General features: G+C 46.3%; 14 protein-coding genes, 1 tRNA gene and 1 pseudogene. 15 read left to right on the forward strand and 1 reads right to left on the reverse strand.

Going from position 1 to position 16,372, the window contains the following annotated elements; all coding sequences use genetic code 11:
- From ICN30_RS10380 to ICN30_RS10395, 4 genes and pseudogenes are all read left to right on the forward strand, one after another.
- Positions 1-126, forward strand: a pseudogene (locus ICN30_RS10380) (integrase core domain-containing protein); the annotation flags it as partial.
- A gap of 223 nt (positions 127-349) precedes the next feature.
- Positions 350-613, forward strand: a complete 264-nt coding sequence (locus ICN30_RS11785; RefSeq protein ID WP_370626646.1) for a YdaU family protein — start codon at positions 350-352, stop codon at positions 611-613.
- Positions 614-704: 91 nt separating this feature from the next.
- Positions 705-780 (forward strand) — tRNA-Thr (locus tag ICN30_RS10390).
- A 28-nt stretch (positions 781-808) separates the two neighbouring features.
- Positions 809-1,096 carry a hypothetical protein gene (locus ICN30_RS10395; protein WP_216275467.1) on the forward strand — a complete coding sequence of 96 codons (288 nt, stop codon included), beginning with the start codon at positions 809-811 and terminating at the stop codon, positions 1,094-1,096.
- 11 nt (positions 1,097-1,107) lie between these two features.
- Here the strand turns inward: ICN30_RS10395 and ICN30_RS10400 are convergent, their stop codons facing one another.
- On the reverse strand, positions 1,108-1,641 hold the full coding sequence (locus tag ICN30_RS10400; protein ID WP_216275469.1) for an Rrf2 family transcriptional regulator: 534 nt from the start codon (positions 1,639-1,641) through the stop codon (positions 1,108-1,110).
- A 126-nt stretch (positions 1,642-1,767) separates the two neighbouring features.
- Here ICN30_RS10400 and ICN30_RS10405 point away from each other — a divergent pair, with 126 nt between their 5' ends.
- From ICN30_RS10405 to ICN30_RS10455, 11 genes are all read left to right on the forward strand, one after another.
- Positions 1,768-2,046: a type II toxin-antitoxin system RelE/ParE family toxin gene (locus tag ICN30_RS10405; RefSeq protein WP_216275471.1), complete on the forward strand. Its 279-nt coding sequence runs from the start codon at positions 1,768-1,770 to the stop codon at positions 2,044-2,046.
- Positions 2,047-2,056: 10 nt separating this feature from the next.
- Positions 2,057-2,353 carry a HigA family addiction module antitoxin gene (locus tag ICN30_RS10410; protein ID WP_216275473.1) on the forward strand — a complete coding sequence of 99 codons (297 nt, stop codon included), beginning with the start codon at positions 2,057-2,059 and terminating at the stop codon, positions 2,351-2,353.
- A gap of 373 nt (positions 2,354-2,726) precedes the next feature.
- Entirely contained in the window at positions 2,727-3,626 is a 900-nt protein-coding gene (locus ICN30_RS10415) for a nucleotidyltransferase (RefSeq protein ID WP_216275475.1), read from the forward strand.
- Positions 3,626-4,264 carry a hypothetical protein gene (locus ICN30_RS10420; RefSeq protein WP_216275477.1) on the forward strand — a complete coding sequence of 213 codons (639 nt, stop codon included), beginning with the start codon at positions 3,626-3,628 and terminating at the stop codon, positions 4,262-4,264. The genes ICN30_RS10415 and ICN30_RS10420 overlap by 1 nt, the downstream gene beginning before the upstream one ends.
- 593 nt (positions 4,265-4,857) lie before the next feature.
- Positions 4,858-5,301 (forward strand): glycine zipper family protein, encoded by a 444-nt coding sequence (locus ICN30_RS10425; RefSeq protein WP_216275479.1) that lies wholly within the window; start codon positions 4,858-4,860, stop codon positions 5,299-5,301.
- A gap of 145 nt (positions 5,302-5,446) precedes the next feature.
- Positions 5,447-5,869, forward strand: coding sequence for a hypothetical protein (locus tag ICN30_RS10430; protein ID WP_216275482.1), 423 nt, complete (start codon positions 5,447-5,449; stop codon positions 5,867-5,869).
- A gap of 70 nt (positions 5,870-5,939) precedes the next feature.
- Positions 5,940-6,143 (forward strand): hypothetical protein, encoded by a 204-nt coding sequence (locus ICN30_RS10435; RefSeq protein ID WP_216275484.1) that lies wholly within the window; start codon positions 5,940-5,942, stop codon positions 6,141-6,143.
- Positions 6,144-6,171: 28 nt separating this feature from the next.
- Positions 6,172-8,424, forward strand: coding sequence for a type IV secretory system conjugative DNA transfer family protein (locus ICN30_RS10440; protein ID WP_216275486.1), 2,253 nt, complete (start codon positions 6,172-6,174; stop codon positions 8,422-8,424).
- Positions 8,425-8,439: 15 nt separating this feature from the next.
- Positions 8,440-8,799: a LexA family transcriptional regulator gene (locus tag ICN30_RS10445; protein WP_216275487.1), complete on the forward strand. Its 360-nt coding sequence runs from the start codon at positions 8,440-8,442 to the stop codon at positions 8,797-8,799.
- 234 nt (positions 8,800-9,033) lie between these two features.
- Complete coding sequence (locus tag ICN30_RS10450; protein ID WP_216275489.1) at positions 9,034-10,746, forward strand: AIPR family protein; 1,713 nt, start codon at positions 9,034-9,036, stop codon at positions 10,744-10,746.
- A 334-nt stretch (positions 10,747-11,080) separates the two neighbouring features.
- Positions 11,081-16,345 carry an LPD5 domain-containing protein gene (locus ICN30_RS10455; protein WP_216275491.1) on the forward strand — a complete coding sequence of 1,755 codons (5,265 nt, stop codon included), beginning with the start codon at positions 11,081-11,083 and terminating at the stop codon, positions 16,343-16,345.
- Positions 16,346-16,372 lie beyond the last annotated feature (27 nt).

The raw sequence follows: 16,372 nt of genomic DNA on the forward strand, positions 1-16,372 counted from the left end.
AAGCAAAGCATGAGTCGGCGCGGAAACTGCCATGACAACGCTGTAGTCGAGAGCTTTTTCCAACTACTCAAGCGGGAGCGGATCAAACGTAAAACCTATGCCAGCAGAGCAAAAGCAAGAGAAGATAGCGCAAAGAGGTTGGTGGACACGCATAGATCAATAAACACTTTAGATGAAGACATTCATTCTTGCGAATATCTCAAACATGGATTACAGTGAATTGATGAATAAATAAATTAAAGAAAAATTCAGAAAAAACGCGTTTGACGATACGCTTTCCGATTGTTAGATTCATCTCTTGCAAAAAATATTGCGCGCAAGAAAAAGAACTACACGGAGACAGATTGAGATGAATTACTACGAGCATCACATTGGAGATTACGCAGAAGCGACTGCGCATCTTACATTCATAGAGGATGCAACCTACAGTCGCCTTATCAGAAAGTACTACGCCACAGAAAAACCGCTACCTATCGAAATCAAGTTGGTACAAAGATTGATCAACGCACGATCAAAAGAAGAAAAAAATGCAGTTGTCTCCGTTCTCAATGAATTTTTTACCCACCAGTTAAACGTAGATTTTAGTAAACTTGAATGGGTTAGATTGGAGTAGGGTTACCCTGTAAGCCATGTACTACAAGGGTTTTTTGGGTAATGATAGACTTACACGGAGGGTGAATTTTTGGACTCCGTTTCCGCCAGTTGCCGCTTTAGCTCAGTTGGTAGAGCAGTTCATTCGTAATGAAAAGGTCGCCAGTTCAATTCCGGCAAGCGGCACCATTAAATACAGTAAATTCTAGCGGGACATATGATGGCAGATTCCAAAGATTTAGACGATCTTGAAAAGACTATTGATGCTAAGAAGGTAGGCGAAATTGTCATTGATGCCTTGCAGGAAATATTGCCACATATCAGGGGTTCCAGTACTGCTGAAGTGATGATGGCTTATGCCGTCATGATTAAATCTACCTTAATCGGTATGGAACTTTCAGAGAGTGAGAAGAGTCAAGCCAAAGCATTACTCGATCGTATGTGGGATCAAGTGTTAGTTGACAGAATGATTTCTACAACACAAGGAAGTTCGGCCATTCACTAGCCCCCAGATTGTTATTGCTTATGCAATAAGTATTTGCCAAAGCTAAATACGGAGTTTGGCCCTGTAGGTTTCTTGGCCTTATTGGGCCGCTTTTCTACCGATGCTTTGGACGCCTTAGTTTTTGATGTTTTTTCTAGTTTGAGATGAAGACGCGCAAGGCTGGGCTCAATAGGAATAGCAGTATTGGCTAAGATGTGACTGAGCGTGATTTGCGCCATTTGCTTTTGCATATGCGCATCTAAATTGACCCATAATTGCGCGCTAGGGCCACCCTCCAAAGACTGGGGGTCACCAGTGGAATCAACAATATCTTTGATGGAAATCGCCTCAGGCATTTTGGCCAAAGAGTAGCCACCGCCAGGGCCGCGATGACTGTGAATGAGTCCAGCAGCCTTTAGACTGGAAAAAATGAGCTCAAGATACGAGTGAGAGATGGCCAGTCTTTTGCTGACAATGGGTAGCGAGATGGCATAGCCTTTTTCCGTATGGGCTGCGATCTCAAGTAGGGCATCTACTGCAATTTTGCATTTGGTGGTAATTCGCATACGATAAATATACCGCAAGTCATCAATATGGCAACCCCTGCCAATTGGGGTAGAGCAAGCCTCCCGTAAGGTGCCTGGGATTCAAAAATATGCACCCTATACCGATAAATGATATAAAATAATGCCATGATTCAATCGTTCAAATGCGCCCAGACAGAAGCCCTTTTTACCACCGGGAAAACCAAGCAATTTAGCGCGATTAAGTCGGCGGCTGAGCGTAAGTTGCAGCAACTCGATAGCGCGGCGACTTTAGAATTTTTAAGATCGCCTCCCGGTAATTGTTTAGAGAGTTTGAGAGGCAATAGAGCCAATCAATACAGTATTCGCATTAATGTGCAATGGCGGATTTGTTTTACCTGGACCAACTTAGGCCCAGCTAATGTAGAAATAGTGGATTACCACTAAGGGGAATGGAATGAAAAATGGAATGAGAGCAATTCACCCAGGAGAGATCTTGCGGGAAGACTATCTTATGCCTTTAGGCATGAGTGCTAACGCATTGGCTAGAGCCTTGCACGTCACGCCAGCACGAATTAACGATGTTGCCAGAGAGGTTAGGGGCGTTACACCAGATACGGCTTTGCGCTTAGCGCGGTACTTTGGCGGAGATCCGCAATCATGGCTAAATCTACAGCAAGCCTACGACCTGAAGGTGACCCAAAAGGCGGTGGCCAAGAAGATCGAAAGGGAAGTGCAGCCGTTGCACGATTAAAAGATCGGCTATATGCTTTCTGAGGTTGGATAGCGGAGATTCTAAAATCCAATCCGTCTGAGTGGCATGGTTGGAATCAGTCTCTCGGGTGCAGATTAGAGACAACCGACGTTCAGGCTTCACAGCCCACTGCCAGAAGTTCGGCCAAAGTAGCCGCTTTCTCTTACCCCCACTAGAATCCCACTTCTCCAATAGCAGACACTCAAGGAGATCCTATGATTTACCCGCAAAGCGGTCATTGGGTAGCGCATTTTGCGATAGACTGCCTGCTAAACGGGTGCGTCTTTGCTCACAAAGCGGACGTAAAGACAATGCGCGCAGTCCAGTGAATTCTAACGTTAGGTGCCAGTAGGCCAAAGGGGAAAGCAATACCATGAGTAGAGATTGGGAGGCCACGTATACTGCATGGTCAACAGGCCCGAGCCAAACCGAGCAGCAATGCGCCGAAAACGCTGAGCGCCAAGTTAGAGAGGCTATTAGCGCTAGCGCTAAGCTAAATCAGAGGAATATTCGTGTCTTTACGCAGGGTTCATATCGCAATCGGGTAAACGTCCGAAGAGACAGCGATGTAGATGTCGGTGTGCTTTGCTTCGACACTTACTTTCCACATTATCCGGACGACAACACAAAAATGCTGTTAGCGAAGTCGACGGCGTCGGCAACTTACACCTACGCTACATTTAAGAATGAACTTGAGGAGGCGTTGGTGGCGCGATTCGGACGGCCATCGGTAACGAGAGGAAGCAAAGCTTTCGACATCAAGGCCAACTCCTATCGGGTCGAAGCGGATGTTTCGGCATTTTTCGAGCACAGGCGATATACATCTTCGACCAGATATATTTCCGGGGTAGAGATGATACCGGACGATTTTAAGCCGCCGAGGATTCGGAATTGGCCAGAGCAACATTACGCGAACGGCGTAAACAAGAATGATGCTTCACAACGCCGCTTTAAGCGAGTCGTTCGGATACTGAAGTCGCTGTCGAACGAAATGGCTGCTAATGGAATCGAATCTGCCAAGAAGGCTCCGAGCTTTCTCATCGAATGTTTGGTCTGGAATACCCCGAACGAGCATCTGATGCAGAGTTCGTATGTTTCGACGGTGAGAGCCACATTGGCCCACTTATTTAACAAAACGCTGAATGATGCCCCATGCTCCGAATGGGGAGAGGTTAGCGAATTGAAGTACCTGTTTCGAAGCTCTCAACCCTGGACTCGTGCCAGTGCGCACCAGTTCTTGAGTGATGCATGGGATTACGTCGGGTACAAGTGATGCTAACTAGACTGCACATTTCTTCATTTATCGGCCTGACTATTGCGGTCTGGCTGGTCGCGCTCTGGATTCAGGGCATGCCCGTCCTAAGTGTGTCATTTATTAAGCCATTCGGCATTGTTGTAGGGACAATCTCCGTTGTCGTAACGTTATTCAATAAATATGCTTGGGCTTGGCCAATCTTTCGCGGTTGGTACGTAAATCGCCCCGACATGCGGGGCACCTGGGAGGTGGAACTTCGCAGCAGTTGGATAAATCCAGAGACCGATGAGGAAATCGCGCCCATCACAGCTTATGCAGTTGTACGCCAAACACTGGGTAACTTCAGTCTTCGACTTATGACGCAAGAGTCAAGGCCAATATTGATAGCTCATAGCATCGAGCATGAGCAAGACGGCCTTTTTAAACTCGCCGGCATCTATCGCAATGAGCCACGAATTGAGCTTCAGGGTGTGAGAAGCGAAATCCACCATGGAGCTTTCGCTCTGGAAATCCACGGTTCACCTGTTGAGTCTTTGGAAGGTCATTACTGGACTGACAGACAGACCAAGGGAGCAATTAAGCTATTCAACCGCAAGGATCAACTGTACGACACTTTTGAAATGGCTAAATCAGCCCAAGGAAGAAATGGCACATAACACCGCGTTCCAGGGGGCGGGCTACAGCGGGCTTCCCTCGCTTCTGCTCGCCCCTGAACTTCAACGTTAGGTCGCACATAGAACGAAAGACTACGACATGCGTGATTTGCTAGGCGTCTCAACTTCACGATGAACGTCCGCTTTCACAAGCAGTCAACTACCGCTTTGGGTCGAGAGCACCAGTTCGCCGAATGAGGAAGCAGCCGTTTACGGCCATCAGAGACTCAAGGGCAGCTTACCGCCAGGTTGCCGCCCGAGTCAGGCAGCTGGCTGTACGGCCGGTTAGGCCGAACTGCTGCCGGTGGTTCGCCAAGCTGGGATAGGCTCAAGCGTTGCATGGCCGCCATTGCCCCTCCGGTATCCAACCCTATATTACATACACCGGATCGATAGATTTACGTGCAGGGCAACCCGGTTTTGAACAAAACTACCCATTTCTACGACGTAGTTAAAGCGGGATTCACAACCTCCGAATGCAAATAGCCAAAAGATCTATATCGAATCTCCATTGCCCCAATAGGTGAGTCAACTCTAACCATAGCTAGGCGTTAATACTTCAACTACTTTTTTTGTATATTTATTGAGGGATTTTTATGAAGCTTATTATTTCCTGCTTGGTTCTTGGTCTTTCACTTGTTGCCTGCGTATCTGGTCCAACCGGGCCTACTATCGCAGTAATGCCGGCACAAGGAAAGCCTTTCGATGTCTTTCAGCAAGATGACCAGGTGTGCCGCCAGTTTGCCCAAACCAGCTCAAAAGCTACAAGCGAAGAAGGGGTGAAGTCAGCAGCCAAAGATGCGGGACTTGGAGCTGCAGTAGGCGCTATTGCTGGCGCAGTAATTGGTGGCGGAAGTCATGCGGGAGTGGGTACCGGGGCAGGCGCTGGCCTCTTGGCGGGTGCGCTCGGGGGAGCCTTGAGTAGCTACTCTTCAGATAAGACCGCCCAGACGCAATATAACGTCGCCTATCAACAATGTATGTACGCCAAGGGAAATCAAGCGCCTAGCGCCTCAAATTTAAGCAAAAGGGGCTATTAATCGGTCAAGCTTTATAAAATTACCTGCCGCAGCGCTTGCGGCTAGCGCGTATTAAAAAGGTTTCGCTAGTTTAAAAACTAGCGTAGACTTTCAGTTCTATAGGAGGTTAGCGCCTCTTACTTTGTTAAAACTTGATAGGATGCATATGCAAAAGCCCACAGCCTCGCCTAAGGCGAAGAAGAATTCTACTGACACCAACCTTTTCTACTATGAAGCCGTATTAAGCGTTGTTCAGGATGCTAGATCCTGGTTGGAATTACGCCAAATTGCGTTGCTGAGTGAAGTATCCATGGCAAAGTGCAGGGCACTCTTGGCCCAAATGGTTGCTAAAAGGCAAATCACCTCGACAATCAAAACCAGCGTTCGCCACCCGGATGGTATAGAAATGTACGCGAAACTCTGCATGGCTAAATGTCAGGCAGAGCAACGCCAGCGTGAAAATGGTTTTGAGATTGCAAAATCAAGGTTTGAGTTATGGCCAGAGTTAATGGATGGCAGAACGCATCGGGTCTATGCTGCAAAACCCAATCAATTGCATTCTCTTGCAATGCTCTCCAGAAGAGCTTGAGTCTTAATTCTGGTGAAATGCTCATCAAAATGACCTTACAATTTCCGCCATTAAGCAGGAGTGAAATCGGGTGAAAGTGCACCAGCGCCTAACTAGGGAGGCCCTGCATCGCGACATGCCATTGATTGCACAACTAGTTGCCCAGTACCGCGCAGTATTTGGGCCGGGCCTAAAGGTACTTTGGGCAAAAGAAGGTGAATTTGAGGTTGGCAAATTGCCTCAAGTTCGCTCCTATTGCGGCCCCTTTGAGTCAAGCAAGCCGCCTAAGCCCTAATTTTATATTGCAACACTAAGTGATTATTTTGGACAAACTAAAGAAAACCTACGCCAAGTACCTCAAAGCTATTGGCGCATTTAAATGCACAGGCTCCTGCCAGCTTTGCTTGGTAGTTGTTGTTTTCACCTTGATGCTTCCGGTCGCCCTGCAGTTAGCCGGAATCTTTTGGTATTTTGGCCTTCGCTTAAATTTACTGACCCCCGATGTATGGACATGGGTTGATGGCGTAACCGATTATCAAAATGGCTATATACAAAATCAATATAAGCCATTGGTCGTAAGCGGAGCCTTGTCCTTTATGTTGGTGTATGGACTAACGCTTGTTGCATACGGAGTTGGTCTCAAAGCCTATTTAAGTAGGGAGCTGCATGGAAGCGCAAGATGGGCAAACCTTGCAGATGTTAAAAAAAGCGGCCTTTTAAATGGCATCGGAATCGTATTGGGGCAATTTGGCAAGAAATTCTTACGCTTTGCTACCCAACAATTTGTGCTTGTAGCTGCTCCTACACGATCGGGCAAAGGAGTTAGCTTTGTTATTCCAAACCTGCTCAGCTGGACAGAGTCTGTTGTTGCGTTGGATGTGAAACAAGAGCTCTATGACATTACAGCCGGATATAGAAGGGATGTACTTGGCCAAGAGGTTTATCTGTTCAACCCATTTGCCGAGGATAAAATTAATGGCGTTGAGGCACCGAAAACTCACCGATATAACCCTTTGTCATCAATCTCGAAAGGGGTATTTAGGGTTGGTGACACGCTTGCTATAGGCTCGGCAATATGGCCATCCGGCGGCAAGGATTCCTTTTGGAACGATAGCGCCCGAAATCTGTTCTTGGCGATCGTCTTATTGTTGCTAGATATCAAGGACCAGAGGGGGCTAGAGGGCCCTGGGTCAAAATTACCGAATTACCCGGTAACCATGGGAGAGGTGCTGCGGCAAGCTGCGGGACGAGGAAGCCGCCTTTCTGTTAGAGATTATATGGCCGGTCTTCTTGAAGAATATTCCTGGCTCTCTTCTGAATGCGTGGATTCAATTGGCAACTTTTTATCAGCACCCCCAGAGACACTTGGCAATATTCTCTCTACCTTTAATGCTCCATTGACAATTTGGCGCAATCCAATCGTTGACGCGGCAACCTCCGAAAATGATTTTGATTTGCGCGATGTGCGCAAAAGAAAAATGACTATTTACATCGGGATCACTCCCGATCATTTAGCCGAAGCCAAGTTGCTTCTCAATCTGATTTTTAGCCAACTGATTAATCTGAACACCAAATCGCTGCCAGAAAAGGATAAATCACTCAAATACACATGCCTTCTATTGATGGATGAGTTCACCTCAATTGGCAAGGTCGACATTATTGCAAAAGCAATTGGCTATATTGCCGGCTACAACTTAAGGTTACTCGTCATTATTCAGTCGCCCTCACAGCTTGAATCTGTTTACGGCAAAGAGGATAGTAGGACGATGATTACCAACTTTGCGGTGAGGGTGGTATTTCCACCCAAAGAGCAAAAAGATGCGAACGAGTATTCAGAAATGCTTGGAACATACACAGAGTTATCGGCCAATATCAGTCGATCACGCAGTATTTTTAACCAACGCGCTGGCGGCAGTGAAAGCTTGTCGCATCAAAAACGGCCACTAATGCTTCCTCAAGAATTAAAGGAGATGAATCAAGATGAGCAAATCGTCTTGATGGAATACACCAAGCCAATACGGTGCACAAAAATTAGATACTATGAAGATCCTTTGTTTACTGAAAAGTTATTGCCGCCACCATCAATCACCCCTATAGACATTCAGAGTTTTGTGGCACGCTCACAAAATAAGGTTAGGGAATTGAGTGCGGATGAAGTTGACTTTAACTCTCAAACCTTAAGAGATCCTCCGCTAGCCGTTGATCAGCTTGCATTGCTGGCAGATGCACCAAGTTTTGATATATCTGATAACAGCGATTTTAGTGAGGTGGATGCAAATGAATTTGCAGACGCTTGTTTTGCAAGCTTGGGGGTTGACATTAGCGCATTGGAGGAGGGTCTTGCAGACGATAATCATGCTAATTACGCTAGGAACGTCGATCACGAGGATGCCACTCTTCTGTTAGATGAAAAGATTGAGGTTGATCTACAGGCAGGTGAGGGTATCGATGCTACGGGCATCAAAACTAGCGCTCAATTTTTAGATATGATTGACAGCGGTCAAAATGCTGTCTTAGTGTCCATAAATAAAACACCCTCAACACATGAGCTAAACAATCTGTTTGATAACCTTTAAATATATAAACGTAATATGACAAACACACTAAACCCAGATTTTTCCTCACACATTTTTGAGCAACACTTTGACATTGATGGCTTCTTGATAGCAAATAAAGCAGCAACCTACTTCTTCCGGGTGGGTAGCAATGCAATGGCGCAGGCAGGAATTAATTCCGGCGACAGGCTAGTGGTCGATCGCTCAATCAAGGCTAAAAACCGCGATACAGTCGTTGCAGTTCATGAAGGGCAGTTTTTGGTTCGACGCTTACATGTATCGAATGGACGGGTGGAGCTAGCTGCTGAGAGCGAGGGTTATCCACTGATATCCTTAGACAGTGATGAGCAATTAGATATTTGGGGTGTCGTAGTTGGGCTTGTTAGGAAGCTTTGATTCAAGAAATTTGAGGGGCGGCATAAGTTTGTGCGCCGCTTAACGCTCGCCATGATAGGGCTACGTTAACTCTATTAAGCGGCAACACTGAGACTCTGAGGGATTCCAGGAGGTACAGGAGGCGATTACAATTGGATGCAGCATATATTCCATTAAACGAGCTACCAACCCATTAAACGAGCTACCAACCCATTAAACTCAGCATGTTGGTTATATTATTCTAAGGAATTTTAAATGTCAGTTCACGTTAGGCAACTTGAGCAATACTTTGAGAATGCGATCACGGATTCGATAGATGTAAAGGATCTAGCGGGAAGGCCTGAGCCTGACATCAAGCAGGCCACACTCAGCCGCGCCCTTACTGCTTTTGCCATTAGTGGCTTGACGGGTACTATTGCCACCCAAGCTGCGGATTATGTTTTCGATGGAGAGAGAGATCAGGGAATTGACGGATGTTTCTTTGATTCAGGGAAAAATACGCTTGTATTTGTACAGTCTAAGTGGAATGCTAATGGTACCAAAACTATTGGAAAGGGAGATCTCCTTAAGTTCCTACATGGCGTCAAACTTGTACTTTCGGCAAACTGGGACACTTTCTCGGAAAAATTTAAAAAGCATAAAGCGACGATAGACCAAGTACTCTTAAAGCCTGAAGTGTCGGTAATTGTCTCAGTTGCGTTCACGGGCGATAACCCGCTTGGTTCTGAATGTGAAGAAGTTCTTACGCAATTTCAGAGCGAGCAAAATGCTGCCGGTGATTTTTTAGAGGTAAAAGTGCTTGATCTACGGGCATTACATCGGTTCTTCCGGACTGCCACTCTCTCTACTCAACCTCCTTTCACTGCAATGCTTTTGGATTGGGGTCAATCAATAGATCCACATCAGGCTATATACGGTCGTATCTGTTGCGAAGAACTCGCAAAGTTATATGCAGAAATTGGAGAGTCATTATTTGAGCCTAATATTCGCTCCTTCCTTGGGGATGGAGAGGTTAACAATCAAATTATCGGTACATTATTAAGTGCGCCAAAAGATTTTTGGTACATGAATAATGGCGTGACGGGGATTTGCACTAAATACAACAAAACAGCTCTTGGGGGAGGCGACAACCGCCAAGCTGGAGCGTTTATATTTCAAGGTCTGCAAATCGTAAACGGGGCACAGACCATAGGCTCAATAGCGAAGGCCTATGAGAAGTCACCCACACAGGTGGCGAAGGCCTTTGCGATGATAAAAATTATATCTCTTGAGGGCACACCGCTCGGCTTCACAGATGTAATTACTATTGCTACAAATAAGCAAAATAAAGTTGAAGATAAAGATTTCCTTACGCTAGATCCAAATCAAAATAGGATCAAAGTTGAGCTTCTGTCCAAAGGAATTCAATACATCTTTAGATCTGGAGAGGCTGTCATTGACAAGAATACGGGCTTTGACGTGACTGAAGCTATGATAGCTTTGGCTTGCTCTAGCTCTGCTATTAGTAATGCAGTTCTTGCGAAACGGAACATTGGGCTGTTGCTCGATCGAAAGTCAACTTCTTATCAGCAACTATTTCATTCCGGGATTAATGGAGAATTCACTTGGGAGTACGTGCAAAAATTTCGAAAAATTGATGCGGCACTTGTATCGGCACAGGCTAACGCTTCAAATCAAAAAAGGAAGCAATTGCTGACCCACGGAAATCGCATTTTGTCATGGGCTGTTTTTAATGCTGGTCCGGAAGGGCTCCCTGAAGACTCTGAGGCGCTGATAAATTTCATAGACAACACCGCTGATTTGATTGATAAATTTCTCAAGGAGAAATACCCTGATTCATATCTAGCAGTGTTCTTCAAAAATACCCAAAAATGCTCTGAACTAGCGACAAGTCTAAAGGAGGCAACGATAAATTCAGTTGGCTTGAGGCCTAAAAAACGCCTCCAACAACTGACTTTTCCAGCCTGAAATTCTGGTAGCGCAATATCCATAAAATTATTTCTGGATATCGGCAATGTAAATAGTTTTTATAAGTGATATGTTAGCCTGCGTCTGACTGCGTGTGCTTTTATGTAGTGCATGCCCCGCAAAAGCCCCTTGTTAAATCATTCCATTTCAAGGGAAAATATGGTTTAATTTCATGCATACAACCCATAAAGAGTTAGCGCTCTGGGTTTATGACAAAACTTGATGGGATTCAGATGCCAAATTTCTTTAGCGATAGCATTAGTTTTCGAGGTATTTACGCCTCTAATCAACGGTTTCATGCGCCCCAGTACGGCATTACATGCTGGAGGGCACAATGGCCAATGTAAATGCTGTCAATTGGGTTTCTGAGCTCGATAAGGTTCGGGACGCCCTTGGTTACATCGACTCTACCAGCAGGGATGACTGGATAATTGTCGGCGCAGCCTTAAAGCGAGATATTGGCCAAGATGCTTTTGATCTATGGGATGAATGGAGCTCCAGAGCGGATAGTTATAACGCTAAAACCGCAAAATACACATGGGACCGTTTTAAGCCTGGTAAAGCTGGGCTGGGAAAAGTCTTTCTTTTAGCCAAGCAAGGCGGCTTTGACCCAACAGGCCGCATTGGCCATGAACCGTTGTCGGCCCAAGCAAAGCTAGAGCAGGCTGAGCGACGCGCCAAACGTGCTAAAGAGCAAGCGGAGGAGGTAGCAAAAAGGGAGGCGCGATACAGCAAGGTTGCAAGCCTCTCTTCTCAGATTTGGCAATCTAGCATTCCTGCTGGGAGTGATCACCCATACTTGGTTCGCAAAGGTATAACTGGCGAAAATCTTCATGAGATTGATCAAGTCAAATTAGCATCCCTCATTGGTTACGCCCCAAAGGCAAATGACGAGCTTCTGGTTGGCCGCATATTGCTGGCCGCGGTTAAGCAAAATCATTCAATTAATACCTTGGAGTTAATTGATGAGAATGGACGTAAATCGGCTCTTGCTGGCGGACGAAAATTACAGTCTTATTGGGTGGCCAAAGACCTTGCGCAATCAACCAATGAGCCGTCGGTAATTTACATTGGGGAAGGTATTGCAACTACCAGGTCGATCGAGCACTCTTACAGCGCTTTACAAGCTGACCTTGGCTTGCCGGACGCCCTCATCGTAGCCTCACTTTCAACCGGCAACATGCCTTCTGTTGCGCTTGCACTCCGTGCTCAGCATCCAAATAGTTTGATAGTTATTGCGAGTGATCTAGGCCCCGGAGAACAAGCGGCAATTAAGGTGGCCCTAATGGTGGGTGGCATGGTGTCAAAACCAAGTTTTAGCGATGTTGATTTAGCCAGCCAGAAAACTGTTGATAAAAATGACTTCAATGATTTGCAATTAATTGCCGGTGATCAGAAAGTAGTTGTTGGACTGCTTGCTGCTCAAACACCACAAAGCCTCGGATATCAATTGATTGATGGCCAGGTGGTGAGTAACGATGAAGGGGCCGCATTGACTACTCAAATCAAGACAAGCGCCAGCTCCAGGGGAGGCAATTTATCCTCAAAAAAGCCTTTTAAGTCAGCGTCACCTGAACAGAGCCAGGGCATCGAGTCTGTACCCCTTCGTGGCTTTAATGATGCTGATAAGGCTAGCGTAGAACTTCAAATTAGCGATGCTGTGAAAGCCGCTCCAACGAGATTTATTGACCTCTACAAGAATGATCTTAGGTCGCATGGCGGGCTCTACATCAATGTGGATCTATTTAAAAAAACCTTCGAGCCATATCGCCAATCAAAAGAGTCGAAGGATATTTATAATCTTCCTGTGCATAACAGCGCTACCATGCTGGCAAATATGCTCTTTCGTCAGAATTTGGAGATTGCGCAAAGCAATTTCAAGGATGGGGCAAAAAATCAAAATCGAGTGATCTTAATCGCCGGAATGCCTGGAGCTGGCAAATCGAATTTTATTAAGGCGGTAATAGCCAGCGACCCCAGTATTGCATGCATTTATGAGGGTCAGCTTGATAATTTAGAGCTCGTAAAATCGATGATCGCCCAAAGCGTTGATATGGGCATGGAAGTTGATGTTCTAGCCGTTCACTCTAAGGCTGTCGACTCCCTTGATGCGTCATTGCAGCGTTTTGAGACGGTAGGGCGGGGCGCAACAATTGACGATATTGCCGCTTCGATTGCTACATTACCCAGTACTCTTGAATTGATTGCCCAGGCTCATGGCGAGGCCGTTAAACTAACTATCGTCGATCGCACAGATCCAGCAAGCCCGCTTATTGCGCGGGGCTGGGATCATCTTCCAAAACTCTTTTCCGAAGGCAACTATGAAACCATCAAACACCGACTCTCAAGCCATCTTGAGCAGCGCTACCAATCTAGATCCATTAGCCAAGCCATTTACAGTCACGCTCTCAACGGAAGCTCAGGACGACCCTTTTTGCAAGACGCTAGCAAAGGCCTTGGAGGAGTCGCATCAGACGAACGTGGATCAGACAACACCAGAAGAGCCCTTCTAAAAGCCGGCAATGAATCGGTTGCGATCAGCGACTTTGGAGAAAAGATTGGTGGTGCCAGGAAGGATGTGTGGACTGGTTACCTTGATAGACTTAAATCCGCTCAAACACTTGCAGCCAGAGAGGTTCCGTTTTCTCAATACTGGCCTGAACCAAATTATCAAAAACTCATTGAGGCAGGGCAGAATCCTGAAGCGATTGCCTATCTTCGGGCGCTGCGAGATGCAGTCCCTAGCAAGCCAAAAGCTACCTACAAGCTTTCCCGTTGGAGCGCAAAAGTAGAGGCGAGCAAATCACTTGCGGGGGAGATTAACGAAGTCATCGATCAACCCCAAGCCCTTGAGCTTATTTTTGACAAATTTAATTCCACCCCCGAAATTGCTGACCGTGCCATGCTCTACCAAATTGCTGGCCACAAGCAATCATTGGCAGCTTATCAAATAAAGAATGCCAGTTACTCCATGCTAGATGGGGTAACTTATAACCCAGCAAAAACGCTGTGGTCTATTGAAGAAAAAACCAAGGGCCGCTCATGGCCAAAGCAGCTCATTGTTGCCGATACAAGGCAAGCCCTTCTAGAGCGGTTCTCAAGTGAGCATCAATCTCTTTTGGATGGCTCTCAAAAAAGTAAGTCTAATAAAGAACCGCAATTTGTCCTTTATCGGAAAAGGGCGGGAGACCCACTCTTTATTGCGAAAAAAATTGGCAGGCGCTACATCGATTTAGCTGGGCCTTTTTTGGATGTAAAGGAAGCTCGAGATTATCGCAGCGCTAACTTAAATGAGTTAGAGCAATCATTAGCAAAACTAAAAGAGGTGCCTGCTATACGGGCTTTACAAAATGAACCTCGATTAGGCATAGATTACCGTGGCGATCAAAATATCACCCCGCAAGAGTTTAATGAAGTTTTTGGTTTCCGAGGGGTCGAATTTGGAAACTGGGTTGAGCAGGGAAGGCGTCAAAGTGATTTAAACGAGGCCTATGACGCATTGATGGACCTTTCTAAGGCCTTAGGTCTACCACCGGCCGCACTGTCTCTCAACGGCGACTTAGGCTTAGCTTTTGGGGCCAGGGGTAGAGGTGGTGTTGATCCAGCTAAGGCGCATTATGAGGCTGGCCATGTGGTCATTAACCTCACCAAAGAAAAGGGTGCGGGCTCTTTAGCTCATGAGTGGTGGCATGCATTAGATAACTACCTGGTGCGAACTAACAAACCTGAAAGCCCATTGGGATTTGTAAGCGAAAACCCGCAAGCTGTAGTTCTGCGTAATGCCCTTCAAGAGTCTTTTGTGCAGGTGATGGAGCAAATTCAACTCTCCAATCTGCCAGCAAGATCGGCCAAGATGGATGAGTTTCGCAGCTCTGCGTACTGGGCAACCCCAATAGAAATGTCTGCCAGATGCTTTGAGGGATATGTAGGTGAGAAGCTATCAAGGCTAGGCATTCGCAACGATTATCTCGTTAACTACCTTGCCCCAAAAGAATGGAATAGTGAAGATTTAATTCGATACCCCTATCCAGTTGATCGGGAGGTCGAGTCAATTAATGGGGCATTTGGGAATTTGTTTGCGCAAGTGCAAACAAGAGAGACGGATAAGGGCATGGCTATTTTTAGCGAAGCCCGTTTAGGCGCTGTGCCAGAGGCACAGCGTTTATCAGTCAGCTTGCTTGTCGAGAAAATTGATCAGTTTATTAAGCCATTTAAATCGACCATTCCCGTAAAGTTGTTGGAAACGACTCGGGAGCTGGGTGCTAGTGATCCCGGGTTTGTAGTTTCCGGCGTAACGCACCAGGAGCACATTTTTCTTATTAGGGAAGGGCTTGGGAACATCGCTGATGTCGAGAAAACGTTGTGGCATGAAATGCTCCATTTTGGGTTGCGACGATTTTTAACTAAAGATGAATATAGCAAAAATCTAAATGAACTATATAACAAAGATCAGTGGATTGCCAATAAGGCCGATCGATGGATAGCATCACCTGACGGACAAGATGTTCTTGCGCGTAATCCCAAAGATCCTGCGTATGTAAAAGCCAGAGGCGTTGATGAGGCTTTAGCAGATCTTGCTGAAATTATTCAAACCAACCCATCGGGATATCAACTAAACTCATTTGAGGCTAAGGCAATTCGCACTGTCCGTAATTGGGTTGCGGTACTTGCAGATAAATGTGGATTTCCAGAGGCTGCCAAACAATGGCGAGCTGTTGCTGCCGGTAAAGAAGCAAGAGATTTAGTTGCAAACACCTTTAGCAAATTGCGTGAAGGGGCTACACCAGTTTTTAGCCCAAGTTGGAATTACTCTGACCCTTCATTTAAACAGGCATCAAGCGATGCCAACGACTCCAAAGAAGAGAAGCAGTTCAATGTCGCAGGCCAATTTATTGGGCCAGCTCACGCTAATTTTCCCTCTTCAGGAGATATCAACATGGCCAAACAAGCCAAAACTAGTGCGCCGGAACAAGCCGCACCTTCAGAGAAGACTCTTGAGGAGTCCAGGCTATCAACCTCACCTGAAAAGACGGAGCCATCCCGCTCGGTAGGTGAGCCCTTATATGACCTTTCTAAGGTTCCTCACGAAGTGCGTACCGCAGCGAGTAGTTTTTTTGGCTCACGTCACAACCACTATCCACCGCGTGAAAACGGCGGTCCCTACAAGGGGGAGGTATTAAATACCTCGAATTATTTGATTCAAGAGGTCAGCCCAAGAGCCCTGGTGTTTCATGACAAAAGCAAGATTGAATATAAGAACGATAAGATCGCTGCGCTTGAGAAAGACAACCGCATTAATGGGTTGGAGGTAAAAATTAATTATGAAGGTGATCAAGCCAAGGTGCGACCATACGATCGCATGCACGACAATTTTCTAAAAGTTTGTAGAGAGATGAAGGAGTCGGCAGAGATTATGGCTCAGCCCCCTGAGTTTACCGAGATGCTCAACAACATTATGGCGTCATCTTGGGAGCGCATGAGTCGTGAGCGCCTAGAGCAGCTTCAGCAAGTTCGCCAACCTAAAAAGCAGCTTGCCCCTGATCACACAATCGTTGCCCCAGCCCCGAGTGCTCAAGATGCGCCAACTAGGTCGCGCTAAAAAGCACAACATCCGATAGATGAGATG

This window comes from Polynucleobacter sp. 31A-FELB (assembly GCF_018882405.1).
Lineage (GTDB): Bacteria > Pseudomonadota > Gammaproteobacteria > Burkholderiales > Burkholderiaceae > Polynucleobacter.

Bases quoted from the DNA above. Each gene is read 5' to 3' on its own strand.
- ICN30_RS11785 (WP_370626646.1), top strand. From the start codon at position 350: ATGAATTACTACGAGCATCACATTGGAGATTACGCAGAAGCGACTGCG.
- ICN30_RS10395 (WP_216275467.1), top strand. From the start codon at position 809: ATGATGGCAGATTCCAAAGATTTAGACGATCTTGAAAAGACTATTGAT.
- ICN30_RS10400 (WP_216275469.1), bottom strand. From the start codon at position 1,641: ATGCGAATTACCACCAAATGCAAAATTGCAGTAGATGCCCTACTTGAG.
- ICN30_RS10405 (WP_216275471.1), top strand. From the start codon at position 1,768: ATGATTCAATCGTTCAAATGCGCCCAGACAGAAGCCCTTTTTACCACC.
- ICN30_RS10410 (WP_216275473.1), top strand. From the start codon at position 2,057: ATGAAAAATGGAATGAGAGCAATTCACCCAGGAGAGATCTTGCGGGAA.
- ICN30_RS10415 (WP_216275475.1), top strand. From the start codon at position 2,727: ATGAGTAGAGATTGGGAGGCCACGTATACTGCATGGTCAACAGGCCCG.
- ICN30_RS10420 (WP_216275477.1), top strand. From the start codon at position 3,626: ATGCTAACTAGACTGCACATTTCTTCATTTATCGGCCTGACTATTGCG.
- ICN30_RS10425 (WP_216275479.1), top strand. From the start codon at position 4,858: ATGAAGCTTATTATTTCCTGCTTGGTTCTTGGTCTTTCACTTGTTGCC.
- ICN30_RS10430 (WP_216275482.1), top strand. From the start codon at position 5,447: ATGCAAAAGCCCACAGCCTCGCCTAAGGCGAAGAAGAATTCTACTGAC.
- ICN30_RS10445 (WP_216275487.1), top strand. From the start codon at position 8,440: ATGACAAACACACTAAACCCAGATTTTTCCTCACACATTTTTGAGCAA.
- ICN30_RS10450 (WP_216275489.1), top strand. From the start codon at position 9,034: ATGTCAGTTCACGTTAGGCAACTTGAGCAATACTTTGAGAATGCGATC.
- ICN30_RS10455 (WP_216275491.1), top strand. From the start codon at position 11,081: ATGGCCAATGTAAATGCTGTCAATTGGGTTTCTGAGCTCGATAAGGTT.